Consider the following 14,944-nt stretch of genomic DNA (forward strand, 5'->3'; position numbering starts at 1 on the left):
ATAAAATAACCAAGCCGTTCTCTTTAAATACTTATGCATGACGCCCTCAGCGATACAATAATATTACTGGCTATTTCTGTTGTTGCCGTTGCCTTCTTCAGGCGTATAAAACTCCCTGCTATTCTAGCTTATCTAACCGTAGGCATCTGTCTGGGGCCACACGCAGCTAACCTTGTACAAAGCTCTGATACCCTGCATTTTCTCGCTGAAGTAGGAATTGCTTTTCTGCTATTCAGCCTTGGGCTTGAATTTTCATTAAATAAACTGATAGCCAATCGCCGCTCCGTCGCCGGGCTTGGCAGCGCTCAGGTAACCCTTACCTTACTTATCGCCGGTTTAAGTGCCTGGTTACTGGGTTCAAGCAGAGAGACCGCTTTTGTGATTGGCTGCGTCATCGCCCTCTCCTCTACTGCAATTGTTATCAAACAACTCGGCGAACAATTAGAAACTGATTCACGCCATGGCGTCACTTCAATTTCCATATTATTATTTCAGGATATTGCTGTCGTTCCGATGCTCGTTATCATCCCAGCCATTGCCGGCGAACATGAAACTCCATTCCTGGTTGAGCTTTTTTATAGTTTTGCCACAGGTGTTGGCGTAACGATTGTTATGCTTGCAATCGGTCGCTGGTTACTACGCCCATTATTTCACGAAGTTGCCTCTGCACATTCGGCTGAATTATTCACCCTGACTGTTTTACTGATTGCTTTACTTTCTGCGTGGGCTACCGAACTTGCTGGCTTATCTATGGCACTGGGAGCATTTCTTGCGGGCATGATGTTAAGTGAAACTGAATTCAAACATCAAATAGAAAATGATATACGCCCCTTCCGTGATATTTTTCTCGGTCTGTTTTTCATCACTGTCGGCATGATGTTAGATTTAAATAGCCTGATGGAAATTATTCACTGGGCCATACTGGTTGCGATTGCCATTATCGTTGGTAAAACACTGCTTATTGTAGTGTTAAGTAAACGTATCGTCGGCACTTCTACGGGAGTAGCTCTGAGAACCGGTGTCGTACTCAGTCAATGTGGTGAATTTGGTTTCGCTATCATGGCTCTGGCCGTGAGTTTTAATTTATTACCCGAAACAGAATCACAGATATTGTTAACGTCTATCATACTTACCATGATTGCCACTCCATTTTTAGTAAAATATAATGGTTTAATTGCGAAAAAATTTACCGGTAGTTATATACAAAGCCGAGAAGAATTAAAAAATGCCATATCCTCAGACACGAGTAATATGGACAAACATGTCATTATTTGTGGTTTTGGTCGAATAGGACAAAACATAGCAAAAATACTCGATGCCGAAGGTTTTAAGTATTTTGCACTTGATTACAATGTCGAACTGATTACGCATGCGGCAAAAGCTGGTTACAAAGTGTCTTTTGGTGACTCAACTCACCGTGAGATTCTAAAAGCTGCAGGAATTGAACGTGCCGCTATTCTAGTAATTTGTCATGATAATGTTGGCTCTGCAGAAAAAACATTAAGGCAGGCAAAAGCAATCAATGATGAAGTTCCAATATTAGTCAGAACAAAAGATGATACTTATTACGAAAAATTAAACGAAGCGGGTGCAACTGAAGTCATACCGGAAAGTCTGGAGTCCAGCTTAATGATGGCTTCTCATGTATTATCAATACTCGGCATTCCGGTTTCTAAAATTGTTCGTCGTGTTCAGGAAATGCGTAATAATAAATATGCAACTATGCGTGAATTTTTTCATAGTGATGAAGTGGACAGTCTGGAACTACCGAATGATGTACGCAAACGATTAAGTAGTTACACCCTCGAACAGGGTGCATTTGCCATTGGTAAAACAATACATGATTTACAGCTTCAGTCAAAAGGCATTACATTACATAAAAACCGTAAAGATGACTCTACTGTTGTTCCGCCAAACTCTGATAAAGAATTAAAGCAGGGGGATGTGCTGGTTTTATTTGGCACACCTGAGGATTTAGAGCATATTGAAGGTTATTTATTAAATGGCTAACTAAACCTTCACTCCTTACTTTCAGTTACATTAATTAAAAAATCACACATTAGAAAATAATTTATATGATTTCAAAAAGCACACTTCAGAAAGCCTCTGATAAAAACATTATTAACAAAGACCAGATAGAACCACTCTACCAGTTCATTGTAAACGAACAATCTAAAGATTATTCTGAAAACAAAGAAGAGCCATTAAAATTTATTCGTAGTTTTGGCGATGTATTTATCGCTCTCGGCATTATATTATTAGTTGTATCTATTAACATGACATCACTATCCGGTTATTATTATCTGTTACCGGCTGCCGGTTTTATTGTTATAGCTGAATGGCTGGTGCGTGTTCGTCGTCTTGCTCTGCCCGGCATGGTTATATTACTTTCCATTTTATTTTTCATAAACAAGGCTTTTTCATTCGACAACGAAAATGCAACCGTTCTTGGCCTGAGTGTAATAAGCCTAAGCAGCCTGTTGTTCTATTTACGATACAAAATGCCTTTCAGTCTACTGCCCCTTGCAGGCAGCCTGGTAAGTATGACAATTATTCAAATAGGGATGGATGCATTAAAAAATCCAGTCATATTTATGCTGCTAGGTTTAATTACTTTTAGCATTGCCATGTGGTTTGATTCACGAGATACCAAAAGGCAATCACACCTTAGTGACAGTGCTTTCTGGTTACACCTGCTAGCCGCACCTCTCATTGTTCATGGTGCAATGTTATCTATGATCTCCAGCGAACAGGTGTGGGTGCAATCATTTAGTAATGACATTTTAATGATAATCTTTTTTGCCTGTTTTTTTCTTATCGCGCTGTTTGTCGATCGTAGAGCCATGCTGGTATCAACTCAACTATATGCCATATACGCACTTACCCAGTTATTACAAAGTGACTTTATTGGTTCACAGAATGTAATGATATATGTATTAATGGCACTAGGTATGTTCGTGATATTTTTTGGTACTTACTGGTATAAAACGAGACATATTGTTTTTGGGATTTTATCGGGCAGCAAAGTTAGCCAGTATGTACCCGATTTTGAAATACAGGATACGAAGTAAAGTCTTTAGTCTACAATATTAGATTTTTTATTCTGGGGTTAGCAAAGAATTTAGCACCATGTTCTATCTGGTTTATTACCACAACAGATCCTTCGCTTTCATTCAGTATGACAGCTTTAACTTAAAACTAATAACAAACGACTTACGACTATGTCGTCAATCAAACTCAACCAGTCCTTTCATTACCATATCCGTAAAACTAACCAGTCCAATTATATTTCTATTTTCAACCACCGGCGCTCTGGCCAGGCCAAATCGATCAAATAATCTGGCGCAATATCGAATATCCATATGTGGATCAACATTAATAACCGGTTTTGACATGATTTCAAAAATATTAACCCGGTTAGGTGAACGATCTTTCGCTAATACATATTTAGCTATATCCGATAAAAGAACAATTCCATACTCATCCTCATCATTTCGTTTCTGTACGATAAATGATTTTGTACCGATATGTTTCATTTTTTCAAGTGCTTCCATTACTGTCATTTTTCCATCGACAATATCGAAGTCTGTTTTCATGACATCTCTTACAGTTATGATTTTTTTACTCATTACAGTTCTTCCTCTACAACGTGCACTAAACTTTCAATTTGATGCGCCACACCCACCGCATCCTCAACATCAATCTGAATAGCTATACCGCTACCCGGCCCCGTATCAAATTCACCCACTTCAGAAATTTCTTCTAATATATGACGACATAAATGCTCTTCTACCAGAAACAGCAATACATCACGCTGAGTTTCAAATGAGAGGCCTAAAAATGTTTTCGTCTGCTTCAGACCTTCACCTCTGGCATTACTAATAATAGTCGCACCAGTAGCACCGGCACTACGAGCCGCATCCATTACCTTATCTGTTTTCGAGTCTTCAACAAATGCAATAATTAATTTAAAGTGCATAACTATCCCTCTTAAAAATTAATCCGAACGATTAGCAATATACTCAGAGATCTGTGCATAAGCCATAACCGACATAATTGGAAATAAACTGGCAAAAGCAATCAAGCCAAAACCATCGATTAATACATTTCTACCGGGTACTGTTTCTGCCAAACCTAAACCTAACGCGGCAACCAGTGGAACCGTAACTGTTGATGTTGTTACACCGCCTGAATCATAAGCCAGGGGTACAATCATTTTTGGCGCAAAAAAGGTCTGTATAACTACAATTATATACCCTGTGATTATAAAATAATGAATTGGATATCCGGTAACAATACGATAACTGCCTAATGAAATTCCAACTGCAACACCTATAGCCACGGATATACGTAACCCCTGCACACCTATTGCTCCGGCGGAAACTTCATTGGCTTTTATGGCCACAGCAATTAATGACGGCTCAGCAATGGTTGTACTAAAACCAATCGCAAATGCAAATATATAAACCCAATAATAATCCGCCCAATGTATGGCATGTTGAACATTTGCCAGCTCACCATATATAAAAGATGGATTTGTAAGCTGATCAGCCATTAAGCGACCCAATGGAAATAGCGCCTGTTCCAGCCCTAATAAAAACAGAGACAAGCCAACTAACACATAAGCAAAGCCAATGATTACCCGTTTAAGGTTTGGAACAGGTCTACGAATAACTAAAAATTGAAATCCAAAAATAATACTGACAATAGGTAATACATCAACCGATGTATCAAATATCATCTGTAAAATTCTCATTAACAATTCCATTAGATGATCATCCCATAAGCCATTACAAATATCATTGGTGTTAAAGAAGCAAAAGCTATTAAACCAAAACCATCTGTCATCGGATTTCGGCCTTTAATAGATGATGCCAGACCCACACCAAGTGCAGTCACCAGTGGTACGGTAATAGTTGATGTAGTAACACCACCTGAATCGTAAGCAATACCAATAATTTCCTTAGGCGCAAGAGCGGTCATAATCACAACAAGAATATAACCACCCATAATCATGTATTGAATAGACCAGCCTTTAAGAATTCGCAAAACCCCAATAACGATTGCCAGACCAACTGAAAAAGCCACGGTAAATCGCAAACCATCAGCATAACTTCTCATCGATTCAGGTGTATGTAATATCATTCCTCCAACCGCAGCTATCTCAGAAGCTTCTTTGGCTACCGCAATTAACGCAGGCTCAGCAACAGTGGTTCCAAATCCAAGGCAAAAAGCAAAAATTAATAACCAGACAACACTGCCCTTTCGAGCAAAGGCATTAGCCATGCTCTCACCGATAGGAAACAGCCCCATCTCCAGGCCATAGATAAAAAAAGTTAAACCCAGAACGATAAAAAGCGTTCCGATAATAATATCCATAAACCCAGGAATGGGCTGCTGTAATACAAACGCCTGAAAAAAACCAATTACCAGAATAATGGGTAACAGGTCTCTCAAACTTCCTAACATGGATTTAAATAATGACAGTAAAGCTTGATGCAAAAAACAGCTCCGAAGGTACTTTTCATTTTATATTATTTTATCAGGGCACCTGTAAATAACGACACACCCTTAATTCTATAAACAGGTTCTAACAGGCCAGTTAAACAAACCAAAATTATATTAACCTGAATTTCATTATTAACAATTACGAAATATCATTTGTATCCGTTTTTATTAATGTATTTATCATCCGCTAAACAGGCTAACAAACTTGATGTTATCACGATTATTTTATTAATTGAGCTTCAACTTGCAGAATTTGTTGCTTCATATCAAGAACACTATCAGGATTTAATGAAATCGACGAAATACCCTGCTTTACCAGCCACCGAGTAATTTCAGGGAAGTCTGATGGGGCCTGCCCACAGATCCCTACATACTTGTTATTATCTTTACAGGCATCTATCGCCATTTTCATCATGACTTTTACAGCCTCATTTCTTTCATCAAACCCGGTCAATAAACCCGAGTCACGATCAACGCCTAAGGTTAACTGGGTTAAGTCATTTGAACCAATCGAGAACCCATCAAAATGAGCTAAAAACTGATCTGCTAATAATGCATTAGCAGGGATTTCACACATTAGATATATCTTAAGACCAAGATCACCTCGATTCAGGCCAAATTCAGATAATAACTTTAATATATTTTTACCTTCACCCACGCTACGTACAAAAGGAATCATAATATCTACATTATCTAACCCCATCTGTTCTCGTACTATTTTTAGTGCTTTACACTCAAGCTCAAAGCAGTCACGAAATTCTTCTGACGGATAACGATATGCCCCGCGAAAACCAATCATCGGATTTTCTTCATCTGGCTCAAACAGGCTACCACCAATCAATGATGCATATTCATTCGATTTAAAATCTGATAATCGCACAATGACCTGCCGGGGATAAAATGCAGCGGCAATCATGCCAATGCCTTCTGCCAGTTTCTTTTCATAATAATCAACCGGACTCTTATAGCCAGCAATTAGCTCTGTCACTTTTTGCTTAATATCTAACGGTAAAGAGTCATGCTCAAGAAGCGCCCGGGGATGAATACGAATACTGGTATTGATTATAAATTCAAGACGCGCCAGCCCTACACCATCAACCGGTAAACGAGATGTTTCAAATGCCAGTTCAGGATTCGCAAGATTCAACATAATATGCGTGTGCGGTTTTTTAAGCGATGATACGTCGAGCTTATTTTCACTAAATTCCAGTAGCCCCGGATAAATAAAACCCGTATCACCTTCAGCGCATGACACGGTCACTTCATTGCCTGTTTTAATTTTACGCGTGGCCTCACCACAACCAACCACCGCAGGCACCCCCAGTTCACGAGCAATTATTGCGGCATGACAGGTTCGCCCCCCTCGGTTCGTCACAATTGCCGAGGCAATTTTCATTACCGGCTCCCAGTCCGGGTCGGTGATATCAGTAACCAGCACTTCACCGGGTTTTAATTTATCCATTTCACTGGCATCTAAAATCACACAGGCTTTACCTGATGAAATTCTTTTACCTACACTCTTACCCACTACCAGAGGATCTGGTATTTCATCCTGTTCTATTTTGAAATGAATTTGATAATGCTTATTTTCATCCGCATGTACCGTTTCGGGGCGTGCCTGCAAAATAAACAGCTCGCCACTTTCGCCATCTTTTGCCCACTCAATATCCATCGGACGGGCATAATGTTTTTCAATGCACATTGCATAACGGGCAAGTTTTAAAATATCTTCATCTGTAATACAAAACTGATTTTGTTCTTCTGTTGAAACCTCAATATTACGTGTAGATAAACCCGCAGTTGTGTCATGACTATAAATCATTTTGACATCTTTTTTACCAAGATAACGCCGCAGAATGGGCTGATGCTCATCTAGCGTAGACTTAAACACATAAAACTCATCAGGATTAACCGACCCCTGTACTACATTTTCACCTAAACCCCAGGCTGCATTTATTAAAATAACATCTCTGAAACCGGTTTCCGTATCAATGGTAAACATAACACCTGAAGAGCCGGTATCAGCACGTACCATTTTCTGCACCCCAATAGACAGGGCTACATCCATATGCCCAAAGCCCTTATCTACCCGGTAGGAAATAGCACGATCAGTAAAGAGTGATGCATATACTCGTTTACAGGTTAAGAGCAGGTTTCGACGACCCGATATATTAAGATAGGTTTCCTGCTGCCCGGCAAATGAGGCGCCAGGTAAATCCTCTGCAGTTGCAGAGCTCCGTACCGCTACATCCGGGTACTCACCATACTCTTCTCCCAGCTTTTCATACGCAATAACAATCTCTTCAGCCAGGTCTTCAGGCATTTCGGCATGTAAAATCCAGCTACGAATTTGACGCCCGATACGGGCAAGGGCATTAACGTCGCTGGTATCCAGGTCTTCCAGTGCGTGACGCACTTTTTCAACCAGACCATTTTGCACCATATAATGGTGGTATGCCTTTGAAGTAGTTGCAAACCCATTGGGAACTTTTATGCCCTGACTAGACAGGTTTCGATACATTTCACCCAGTGAGGCATTTTTACCACCCACCTGATCAATATCATTAATACCCACATCTGCAAAGAAACTTACGTATCTCATGACGATCCTTTATCAATTGCTTTAGTATGAGTATAAGACGTGAAATACGAAGCGTTGGAAATTTTGATTAATATAGAACTGATTTAATTGTACTGTTGGGTAGTTCCACTGTTCTGGCACATATCCATCGGGGAAAGACCGCCGCCTTCTGGCGCTCTGTCCTCTCAACCCATACCACCAAAAACTGACCGTAGATAGCCAACTCAGTAAAACTCTTGCTGGCATCACAACAGCGGACGGAGCTCTAAAGCGAGATCACCTGCTCCCATCTTCTTACGTAAAATAATCATTCTTACGCAATTTACATTTCCCCGAAGGAGACGAAGAACAACCTACAAAAGAAACTGCCAACCTATAAATCCGCTAATTAGCATTAAGTAGCCTGTCCAAAATATCAATCCAAATTTGCAAACAATGTAATTTTTCATATATACCTCACATAATAATTTAAGCTTCATCGTCCATAACATCTACGTCTGACAAATTATCACGTGAGAATATGTAGGTTTAATTAAGGGAATCTTACTTTTTTGTTACATTTAAGCTGATTTTGATCGATACAATTTCCCTCCTCTTGATATGTACACGAAGCCATAAAGAAACTCATGCTTTAAAAGCATGAGTTGACAAATTAAAAAAATAAACTTCAATATGTAATAGCGTAATTATTAGAAGTCAGCTTACACCCTGAAGCAGAGCTACAATCGATTCAGACTCAAGCTATGTAATTAGAAGAGGTCATCATATTTATTAACTAGCTAGCTAGAAGAAGCAACTACTTTCATCTTTATTTTTATAATAAAGACATCTGGTCAAATACATGAATTATTACGTGCCTTTCGTCACATACAATCTAATACCAAAAACCTTTATAATAACGCTATTAGGGAATGCGCAATAATTATTAAATTTTAGGTATTTACATGCAATTACATAAGTCTGGTAAATCTCAAAATGAGATTTTAAAAACCTGTCGTTTCCAGAAAATTGAATCACTCTACCCTCAGCTTGCCGATATAAAGGACAAGAACTGGGTTAAAATCATAGAGAATGCCCGTCTACTCAAGACAGCCCCGAACACTGCACTTTCAAGCCAGAATACTGACTGCCAAAATTTTATGCTCTTTCTTGAGGGCACTATTAGAATTTATCAAACAGCAGATGACGGAAGAGAAATTACTCTTTATCGTGTACAGGCTGGCGAACTATGCTTGCTCAACCTCAATAATTTACTCAAAAACAAATCCTTTAACGCAGCGGCCAAAACTGAAACCTATGTAGAAACACTAGTTATTAATTCACTTGATTTTAAATCAATGATGAACGATGTTGGGCCATTTCGTGACTATGTTATATCATTCTTAACAGATCGACTCTATGAAACAACTTATTTGATTCAGGAAACAGCATTTAATCAGTTAAATATACGCCTTGCATGTTTATTAGGTCGTCTATTTGCAAGACATCAGGAATCCGTATTAAAAATTACTCATCAAAATCTTGCATTTGAACTTGGTACTACTCGAGAAGTGATTAGCCGAATTCTAAAAGAATTCGAAAAACAAAATTGTATAAAGCTTTCAAGAGGCTCTATTGAACTTACCTCAGCAGAAGGCCTTCATTATTTTTCACAGCCTGAATAATTTTTATTAACTTATACGTCATCTAATTACTCATAAAATAGCTCAAGACTAAATATTATAATTTAGTATAAAAAATGTATTTCAAAATTTAAATCTATGTTTAACCAGATGTTAAAATGATAATTTTACCTGTTACCCCATGTCGGCTTATGGCTATTTGCAGACTCGTAATTATTTGAACTTAACATCCACCTCAAAAACGTCCATGCTCCAGCATTAGCAAAGTACAGTCTTTAACAAAGGGAATTTCGTGATGCAAAAGCGCCAGTTCCAATTCGTCACTTTCAGTACCCGGATTCAGAATAACCCGGGAAGGGTTAAGTTTTACAATATCATCGATTAACGGGCTTATTCGCTTCGGCCCGATGTAAAGAGTAAGTGTATCAACCGGAGATAAAATCTGACTCAAATGATGTTTAACGACCAGACCTTCTATATTTTCAATTTTGGGATGCACCGGTAATACATGATGACCATACTCCAGTAACATTTTAATCGCTTTATACGAATAGCGATGTGCTTTATTACTGGCCCCAAGTACGACTATCTGAGTATTTTGCATTCGCTTTTTAGCTATTCAAATTTTCAGGTTTTACAAAATTGATTTCTTGCGGAGGTGTATATTCACGATCATAAATTAACGAAATTTGCTGTTTACCATCTTTATCTTTAGCAGTTACCTGCTTGAGGTCAGGCAAACGATTTGCAAGATAGGCCAGACTCGCAAATATTAACTGCTCATTATTAGATTCAATCGCCATCATTAGCTGGTTTGCTACAAACAGAGCCTTTTGCTCCTGATCCGGTGCAAATATATTGCCCTGACCACCTGGAATACCCATATCCATTTTTTCATCCATTTTATCCAGATAGACCAGCTGTTGCTCAGCTAATGGTTTACTACGATCAAATTCAATCTCGGAATCACCATTCACCACTGCTACCAAAGTACTCATAATTCAAAACTCTAGATTCTTAGACCTGATTTTCAGACCTGATTATTCAAATATTGACGCTATATTAACATATTTTAATTTTCCACCTCATGCAGACTATCGCCTGATACAATACATCTCATTTATAACTGTCAGGAAACCCTATGAGTCAGGCTCCCTCAGCCCTATTACTTATCGCAACTGGCTGCCAGCACTGCCCCAGCATGTTACAAAGCCTGTCTGAACTGATTAAAGAAGGCAAAATAGCCCAATTGGAAATAATCAATATTACTCAGGATCCTGAACGGGCACAGGCACTTAATGTACGCTCGGTACCCTGGCTTAAAATCGGTGAATACGAACTGGTTGGCCTTAAATCAAAAACTGAAATTATCCAGTGGATAGATAAATCATCAAACCCTGAAGACATGAGTGCATATTTTGAGGAACTTATGACAGGCGGTGAAATCTCAAAAGTACAACAACTGGTTGAAGAAAAACCCGATCATATGAAAACCCTGTTTGAAATCATGGCAAGTGAAAGCTCAGGTTTATCTGCACGTATCGGCGTTGGAGCCATAATCGAGCAACTGGAAGGCAGTGAAATACTGATTAATACAATTGAAACACTGGGAGAATATTGCCAGAATCCACTTGCCCGGGTACGCAATGATGCCTGTTATTACCTTGGTTTAAGTCATCACCCTGATGCTATAAAATTTTTACGTCCATTATTAGATGATGCAGATGACGAAGTTAAAGAAATCGCTCAGGAAGCTTTAGACGAAATCAATATATAAATACACCCTGCTCAGCATTCACTGACTTCAGTGAAATTAAAAGCATTTAATAAAATGGAAACGAAATTACATGTTATGTCATGAAGTAGATTACAAAATTATTGGTCACGATATGCAAATGGTCGAAGTAGAGCTCGACCCGAATGAAACGGTTATTGCAGAAGCAGGTGCCATGACTTATATGGAAGAAGACATCACCTTTGAAGCAAAAATGGGCGATGGCTCAGAACCAGATCAGGGTTTTATGGGAAAATTATTCAGCGCAGGAAAACGCGTTATTTCAGGTGAATCATTATTTATGACTCATTTCACCAATACCGGCTCAGGCAAAAAACATGTGTCATTTGCATCACCCTTTCCCGGCAGTATTATTGCTATCAATTTAGCCCAGCTTGGTAGTGGCCTGTTATGCCAGAAAGATTCTTTTCTGGCCGCCGCTCTGGGCACCAAAATTGATATCGCATTTAACCGTAAACTGGGAGCCGGTTTTTTTGGTGGTGAAGGTTTTATTCTGGAAAAATTACAGGGTGATGGCATGGCTTTTATCCACGCTGGTGGCACGGTAGTAAAAAAAGAACTCAATAATCAAACTCTGAGATTAGATACAGGTTGTCTTGTGGCATTTAGTGATGGTATTGATTACAACATAGAGATGACCAAAGGACTTAAGAGCATGTTCTTTGGCGGTGAAGGCATGTTTTTAGCCACCTTAAGAGGAACAGGCTCGGTATGGATACAAAGCCTTCCTTTTTCCCGCCTGGCCGATCGTGTACTTGAAAATGCACCGTCTCATGGCGGCAGCGATAAAGGCGAAGGCTCTATACTGGGGGGAATTGGTCGCCTTATAGACTAAATTAAACAGGGGACTAAAACCAGAGCCCGACCCGCTGTGATGGACGTTAAGCACTTTCTTGATAAATTGACCTTCGTTAAGCAACATCTGAACAACAACCTATATAATTCATTTTTATAATTTGAAACCATCTATGAAAACATTCTGGAATACCTTTAACGCTGCACCTCACCGTTTATTTTTCTTTAGCGGTGCAATACAGCTTATTCTGCCATTACTTTTATGGTCTATTGAATTAATCGGTCGTTATACAGAACTCTGGACACCTCTCAATACCGTTATTCCCTCAACCTGGGCCCATGGTTTTGTAATGATGTATGGGTTGTTTATTTTTTTCATCTTTGGTTTTTTAATGACTGTTTTCCCTCGCTGGATGAATGCAGCTTTAATAAACAAAGAGCACTATATCCAAACCTTTATTGTGCTCAATGCCGGTCTGATTATTTTCGAGACCAGTCTGTTTTTTAATAAATCATTTGTATTTTCAGGTTTAGGTATATTTTTATTCGGCTGGGTTTACGGCACTGCAATACTTTATCAAAGTTTTAAACATGCCCCCGCACAAAACAAACGTTATGAAAAAGTTGTGCTTGCTGCACTTACATCCGGTGCATTTGGCATAGCCAGTTATGGCTGGTGGTTATACAGTGATGACTGGCAGTTTATGGAGCTTGCTCTCACCATCGGAATCTGGTTATTTCTACTACCTCTACTGTTTACCGTTAGCCACCGCATGCTGCCTTTTTTCAGTAGTAATATTATTGCTAACTACACAATATTTCAGCCAGCTTATAGTTTGTGGTTATTTATAACCGGTTGTGTCACTCACTTTGTATTAACTGTACTCAACCAGCCCGAATGGTTATTTTTAAGCGATATTCCATTAGCTGCTATTGCTTTACTGCATACTGTACGCTGGCAGTTACACAATAGCTTTAAAGACCGTTTACTGGCTGTTTTACATATGGCTTTTTTCTGGTTATTCATAGGTATGGTGTTATTCAGTATTCAAAGTCTGCTGTTACAGTTCACCGGGCAATACATTCTTGGAAGATCACCACTACATGCTATTACCATAGGTTTCTTTGCATCCTTATTAATAGCAATGGCATCCCGTGTAACCATGGGACACTCTGGTCGAATGCTAATTCTGGACAATACTAGCTGGTACCTGTTCCTTGGCCTGCAATTAGCCGCCATCATGCGTATATTTTCAGATCTTCAATTTGACAATGCTCTGATAAGTAATAATTTAAACCTCGTGGCTGCAGCGTTATGGTTAATCAGCCTGTCTGTCTGGTTTATCAAATACGCGCCTATCTACCTGAGCGCCCGTGTTGATGGGCGAGATGGTTAATATTGGCCTGTTCGGACAATAATTCGGGTTATTTACCGTCTGTTTTTTGATACATTAGTAATATAGATACTCTTATCCCCTGACGAGAAAACTGATTATGGATCATGCAGATTACGAATTTCCAAGATTTTGCAAAAAATGCAATTGTGATCTTGAGTTAGACGACTACACAATAGATACATTTACCTGCCAGAATAAGCATACTTTTTTCTTCAAATGTCCACAATGTGCAGACTATGTAGCAACCGCTATGTCGAACATTCCACAGGAAAAATGGAAAGATTTTATTGCTGCTGATAAAATCAATGAAGTTGAAGCCAAATATGAAGCCGCTATGAAAAGTCATTAAACAATACCATGACTAGCAAAAAAAACAGAACCGCTTTTTACAAACAACCCGCTATTATTATCTTTACCCTATTTATAGCGGGATTCTTTCTTGTACAACATTTTTCCAGACAGATGATTTCTGATGAACCACTGGTACTGACGAAAGCAAATCCGCCTGAAATCATTATGTACAGCACTCAAAACTGCCCATACTGTTACATAGCCAAAGAGTTTTTTAATAAACATAACTTACCCTATACTGAATACGATATTGAGCGCTCTGAAAAACACATGAAAATGTTTTATCTGCTCGGCGGCCGTGGCACACCGCTGGTAATAATCAATAAAGAAATCATTCATGGTTATGATGAACGCTTAATGCGTAAAGCATTATAAAAACGGAATATTACAATTATGAAAATCTGGGTTGATGCGGATGCCTGTCCGGTCGTTATAAAAGAAATTTTATTTAAAGCCGCAGAGCGCACTAAAATACCAATGACACTGGTAGCCAATCACGCCATGCGTATTCCGTCTTCTAAAGTTATTAATTTTTTACAGGTATCCCATGGCTTTGATGTTGCTGATGATGAAATAGTGTCCAGACTCAACTCAGGTGATCTGGTTATTACCAGTGATATTCCCCTTGCAGATGAAGCAATAGAGAAAGGAGCAACCTGCCTCAGCCCACGCGGCGAGCTTTATACAAAAGCCAATATAAAATCACGCTTAAATATGCGTGATTTTATGGATACGTTACGCTCCAGCGGAGTTGATACGGGAGGACCACCCGCATTAAGCCAGAATGACAGAAAAGAATTTGCAAATCATTTAGATAGAATCATAACAAAACACATACAAAAACCTTAAAGCAAAAGCGGATATTACTGCTAGTATTAAGACATAACTCTCAATA

16 protein-coding genes are annotated in these 14,944 nt (G+C 39.0%); 9 read left to right on the plus strand and 7 right to left on the minus strand.

The annotated features are described in order from the left end of the window. The first annotated feature begins 33 nt into the window (after positions 1-33). Together DIZ80_03490 and DIZ80_03495 are read left to right on the plus strand one after the other, a co-directional pair. Positions 34-2,010 (plus strand): potassium transporter, encoded by a 1,977-nt coding sequence (locus DIZ80_03490; GenBank protein RDH84544.1) that lies wholly within the window; start codon positions 34-36, stop codon positions 2,008-2,010. A 65-nt stretch (positions 2,011-2,075) separates the two neighbouring features. Continuing rightward, positions 2,076-3,071 (plus strand): hypothetical protein, encoded by a 996-nt coding sequence (locus DIZ80_03495; GenBank protein RDH84545.1) that lies wholly within the window; start codon positions 2,076-2,078, stop codon positions 3,069-3,071. A gap of 156 nt (positions 3,072-3,227) precedes the next feature. On the opposite strand, the gene DIZ80_03500 is transcribed toward DIZ80_03495, so the two are convergent. From DIZ80_03500 to DIZ80_03520, 5 genes are all read right to left on the minus strand, one after another. Then, entirely contained in the window at positions 3,228-3,629 is a 402-nt protein-coding gene (locus tag DIZ80_03500; protein RDH84546.1) for a hypothetical protein, read from the minus strand. Continuing rightward, positions 3,629-3,979, minus strand: a complete 351-nt coding sequence (locus DIZ80_03505) for a transcriptional regulator (GenBank protein RDH84547.1) — start codon at positions 3,977-3,979, stop codon at positions 3,629-3,631. The genes DIZ80_03500 and DIZ80_03505 overlap by 1 nt, the downstream gene beginning before the upstream one ends. An 18-nt stretch (positions 3,980-3,997) precedes the next feature. Further along, the gene (locus DIZ80_03510) at positions 3,998-4,768 is read right to left on the minus strand and encodes a DUF1538 domain-containing protein (GenBank protein RDH84548.1); all 771 of its coding nucleotides are present in this window, start codon (positions 4,766-4,768) and stop codon (positions 3,998-4,000) included. Further along, complete coding sequence (locus DIZ80_03515) at positions 4,768-5,469, minus strand: DUF1538 domain-containing protein (GenBank protein ID RDH85027.1); 702 nt, start codon at positions 5,467-5,469, stop codon at positions 4,768-4,770. Before DIZ80_03515 ends, DIZ80_03510 begins: the two co-directional genes overlap by 1 nt. A 259-nt stretch (positions 5,470-5,728) precedes the next feature. Then, on the minus strand, positions 5,729-8,110 hold the full coding sequence (locus tag DIZ80_03520; GenBank protein ID RDH84549.1) for a phosphoenolpyruvate synthase: 2,382 nt from the start codon (positions 8,108-8,110) through the stop codon (positions 5,729-5,731). A 923-nt stretch (positions 8,111-9,033) separates the two neighbouring features. Here DIZ80_03520 and DIZ80_03525 point away from each other — a divergent pair. Then, positions 9,034-9,753, plus strand: coding sequence for a hypothetical protein (locus tag DIZ80_03525; GenBank protein ID RDH84550.1), 720 nt, complete (start codon positions 9,034-9,036; stop codon positions 9,751-9,753). Positions 9,754-9,946: 193 nt separating this feature from the next. Here the strand turns inward: DIZ80_03525 and DIZ80_03530 are convergent, their stop codons facing one another. Beyond that, entirely contained in the window at positions 9,947-10,315 is a 369-nt protein-coding gene (locus DIZ80_03530) for a CoA-binding protein (protein ID RDH84551.1), read from the minus strand. Between the two features lie 7 nt (positions 10,316-10,322). Then, entirely contained in the window at positions 10,323-10,709 is a 387-nt protein-coding gene (locus DIZ80_03535) for a hypothetical protein (GenBank protein ID RDH84552.1), read from the minus strand. Between the two features lie 143 nt (positions 10,710-10,852). Between DIZ80_03535 and DIZ80_03540 the strand changes: the two genes are divergently transcribed. The 6 genes from DIZ80_03540 to DIZ80_03565 all read left to right on the plus strand — a co-directional run bounded on the left by DIZ80_03540 (position 10,853) and on the right by DIZ80_03565 (position 14,898). Further along, on the plus strand, positions 10,853-11,488 hold the full coding sequence (locus DIZ80_03540) for a hypothetical protein (GenBank protein ID RDH84553.1): 636 nt from the start codon (positions 10,853-10,855) through the stop codon (positions 11,486-11,488). Positions 11,489-11,558: 70 nt separating this feature from the next. After that, on the plus strand, positions 11,559-12,341 hold the full coding sequence (locus DIZ80_03545; GenBank protein RDH84554.1) for a TIGR00266 family protein: 783 nt from the start codon (positions 11,559-11,561) through the stop codon (positions 12,339-12,341). 133 nt (positions 12,342-12,474) lie between these two features. Further along, complete coding sequence (locus tag DIZ80_03550; protein ID RDH84555.1) at positions 12,475-13,698, plus strand: NnrS family protein; 1,224 nt, start codon at positions 12,475-12,477, stop codon at positions 13,696-13,698. Between the two features lie 97 nt (positions 13,699-13,795). After that, positions 13,796-14,047 carry a hypothetical protein gene (locus DIZ80_03555; protein RDH84556.1) on the plus strand — a complete coding sequence of 84 codons (252 nt, stop codon included), beginning with the start codon at positions 13,796-13,798 and terminating at the stop codon, positions 14,045-14,047. An 8-nt stretch (positions 14,048-14,055) separates the two neighbouring features. Continuing rightward, positions 14,056-14,424, plus strand: coding sequence for a hypothetical protein (locus tag DIZ80_03560; GenBank protein RDH84557.1), 369 nt, complete (start codon positions 14,056-14,058; stop codon positions 14,422-14,424). Between the two features lie 18 nt (positions 14,425-14,442). Further along, a complete protein-coding gene (locus DIZ80_03565) occupies positions 14,443-14,898 on the plus strand; it encodes a YaiI/YqxD family protein (protein ID RDH84558.1) in 456 nt (151 codons plus the stop codon). Positions 14,899-14,944 lie beyond the last annotated feature (46 nt).

The organism is endosymbiont of Galathealinum brachiosum, assembly GCA_003349885.1.
GTDB lineage: Bacteria > Pseudomonadota > Gammaproteobacteria > SZUA-229 > SZUA-229 > SZUA-229.

Excerpts from the sequence above, each read along its gene's own strand:
- DIZ80_03490 (RDH84544.1), top strand. The coding sequence starts at position 34 with ATGCATGACGCCCTCAGCGATACAATAATATTACTGGCTATTTCTGTT.
- DIZ80_03495 (RDH84545.1), top strand. The coding sequence starts at position 2,076 with ATGATTTCAAAAAGCACACTTCAGAAAGCCTCTGATAAAAACATTATT.
- DIZ80_03500 (RDH84546.1), bottom strand. The coding sequence starts at position 3,629 with ATGAGTAAAAAAATCATAACTGTAAGAGATGTCATGAAAACAGACTTC.
- DIZ80_03505 (RDH84547.1), bottom strand. The coding sequence starts at position 3,979 with ATGCACTTTAAATTAATTATTGCATTTGTTGAAGACTCGAAAACAGAT.
- DIZ80_03510 (RDH84548.1), bottom strand. The coding sequence starts at position 4,768 with ATGGAATTGTTAATGAGAATTTTACAGATGATATTTGATACATCGGTT.
- DIZ80_03515 (RDH85027.1), bottom strand. The coding sequence starts at position 5,469 with ATGTTAGGAAGTTTGAGAGACCTGTTACCCATTATTCTGGTAATTGGT.
- DIZ80_03520 (RDH84549.1), bottom strand. The coding sequence starts at position 8,110 with ATGAGATACGTAAGTTTCTTTGCAGATGTGGGTATTAATGATATTGAT.
- DIZ80_03525 (RDH84550.1), top strand. The coding sequence starts at position 9,034 with ATGCAATTACATAAGTCTGGTAAATCTCAAAATGAGATTTTAAAAACC.
- DIZ80_03530 (RDH84551.1), bottom strand. The coding sequence starts at position 10,315 with ATGCAAAATACTCAGATAGTCGTACTTGGGGCCAGTAATAAAGCACAT.
- DIZ80_03535 (RDH84552.1), bottom strand. The coding sequence starts at position 10,709 with ATGAGTACTTTGGTAGCAGTGGTGAATGGTGATTCCGAGATTGAATTT.
- DIZ80_03540 (RDH84553.1), top strand. The coding sequence starts at position 10,853 with ATGAGTCAGGCTCCCTCAGCCCTATTACTTATCGCAACTGGCTGCCAG.
- DIZ80_03545 (RDH84554.1), top strand. The coding sequence starts at position 11,559 with ATGTTATGTCATGAAGTAGATTACAAAATTATTGGTCACGATATGCAA.
- DIZ80_03550 (RDH84555.1), top strand. The coding sequence starts at position 12,475 with ATGAAAACATTCTGGAATACCTTTAACGCTGCACCTCACCGTTTATTT.
- DIZ80_03555 (RDH84556.1), top strand. The coding sequence starts at position 13,796 with ATGGATCATGCAGATTACGAATTTCCAAGATTTTGCAAAAAATGCAAT.
- DIZ80_03560 (RDH84557.1), top strand. The coding sequence starts at position 14,056 with ATGACTAGCAAAAAAAACAGAACCGCTTTTTACAAACAACCCGCTATT.
- DIZ80_03565 (RDH84558.1), top strand. The coding sequence starts at position 14,443 with ATGAAAATCTGGGTTGATGCGGATGCCTGTCCGGTCGTTATAAAAGAA.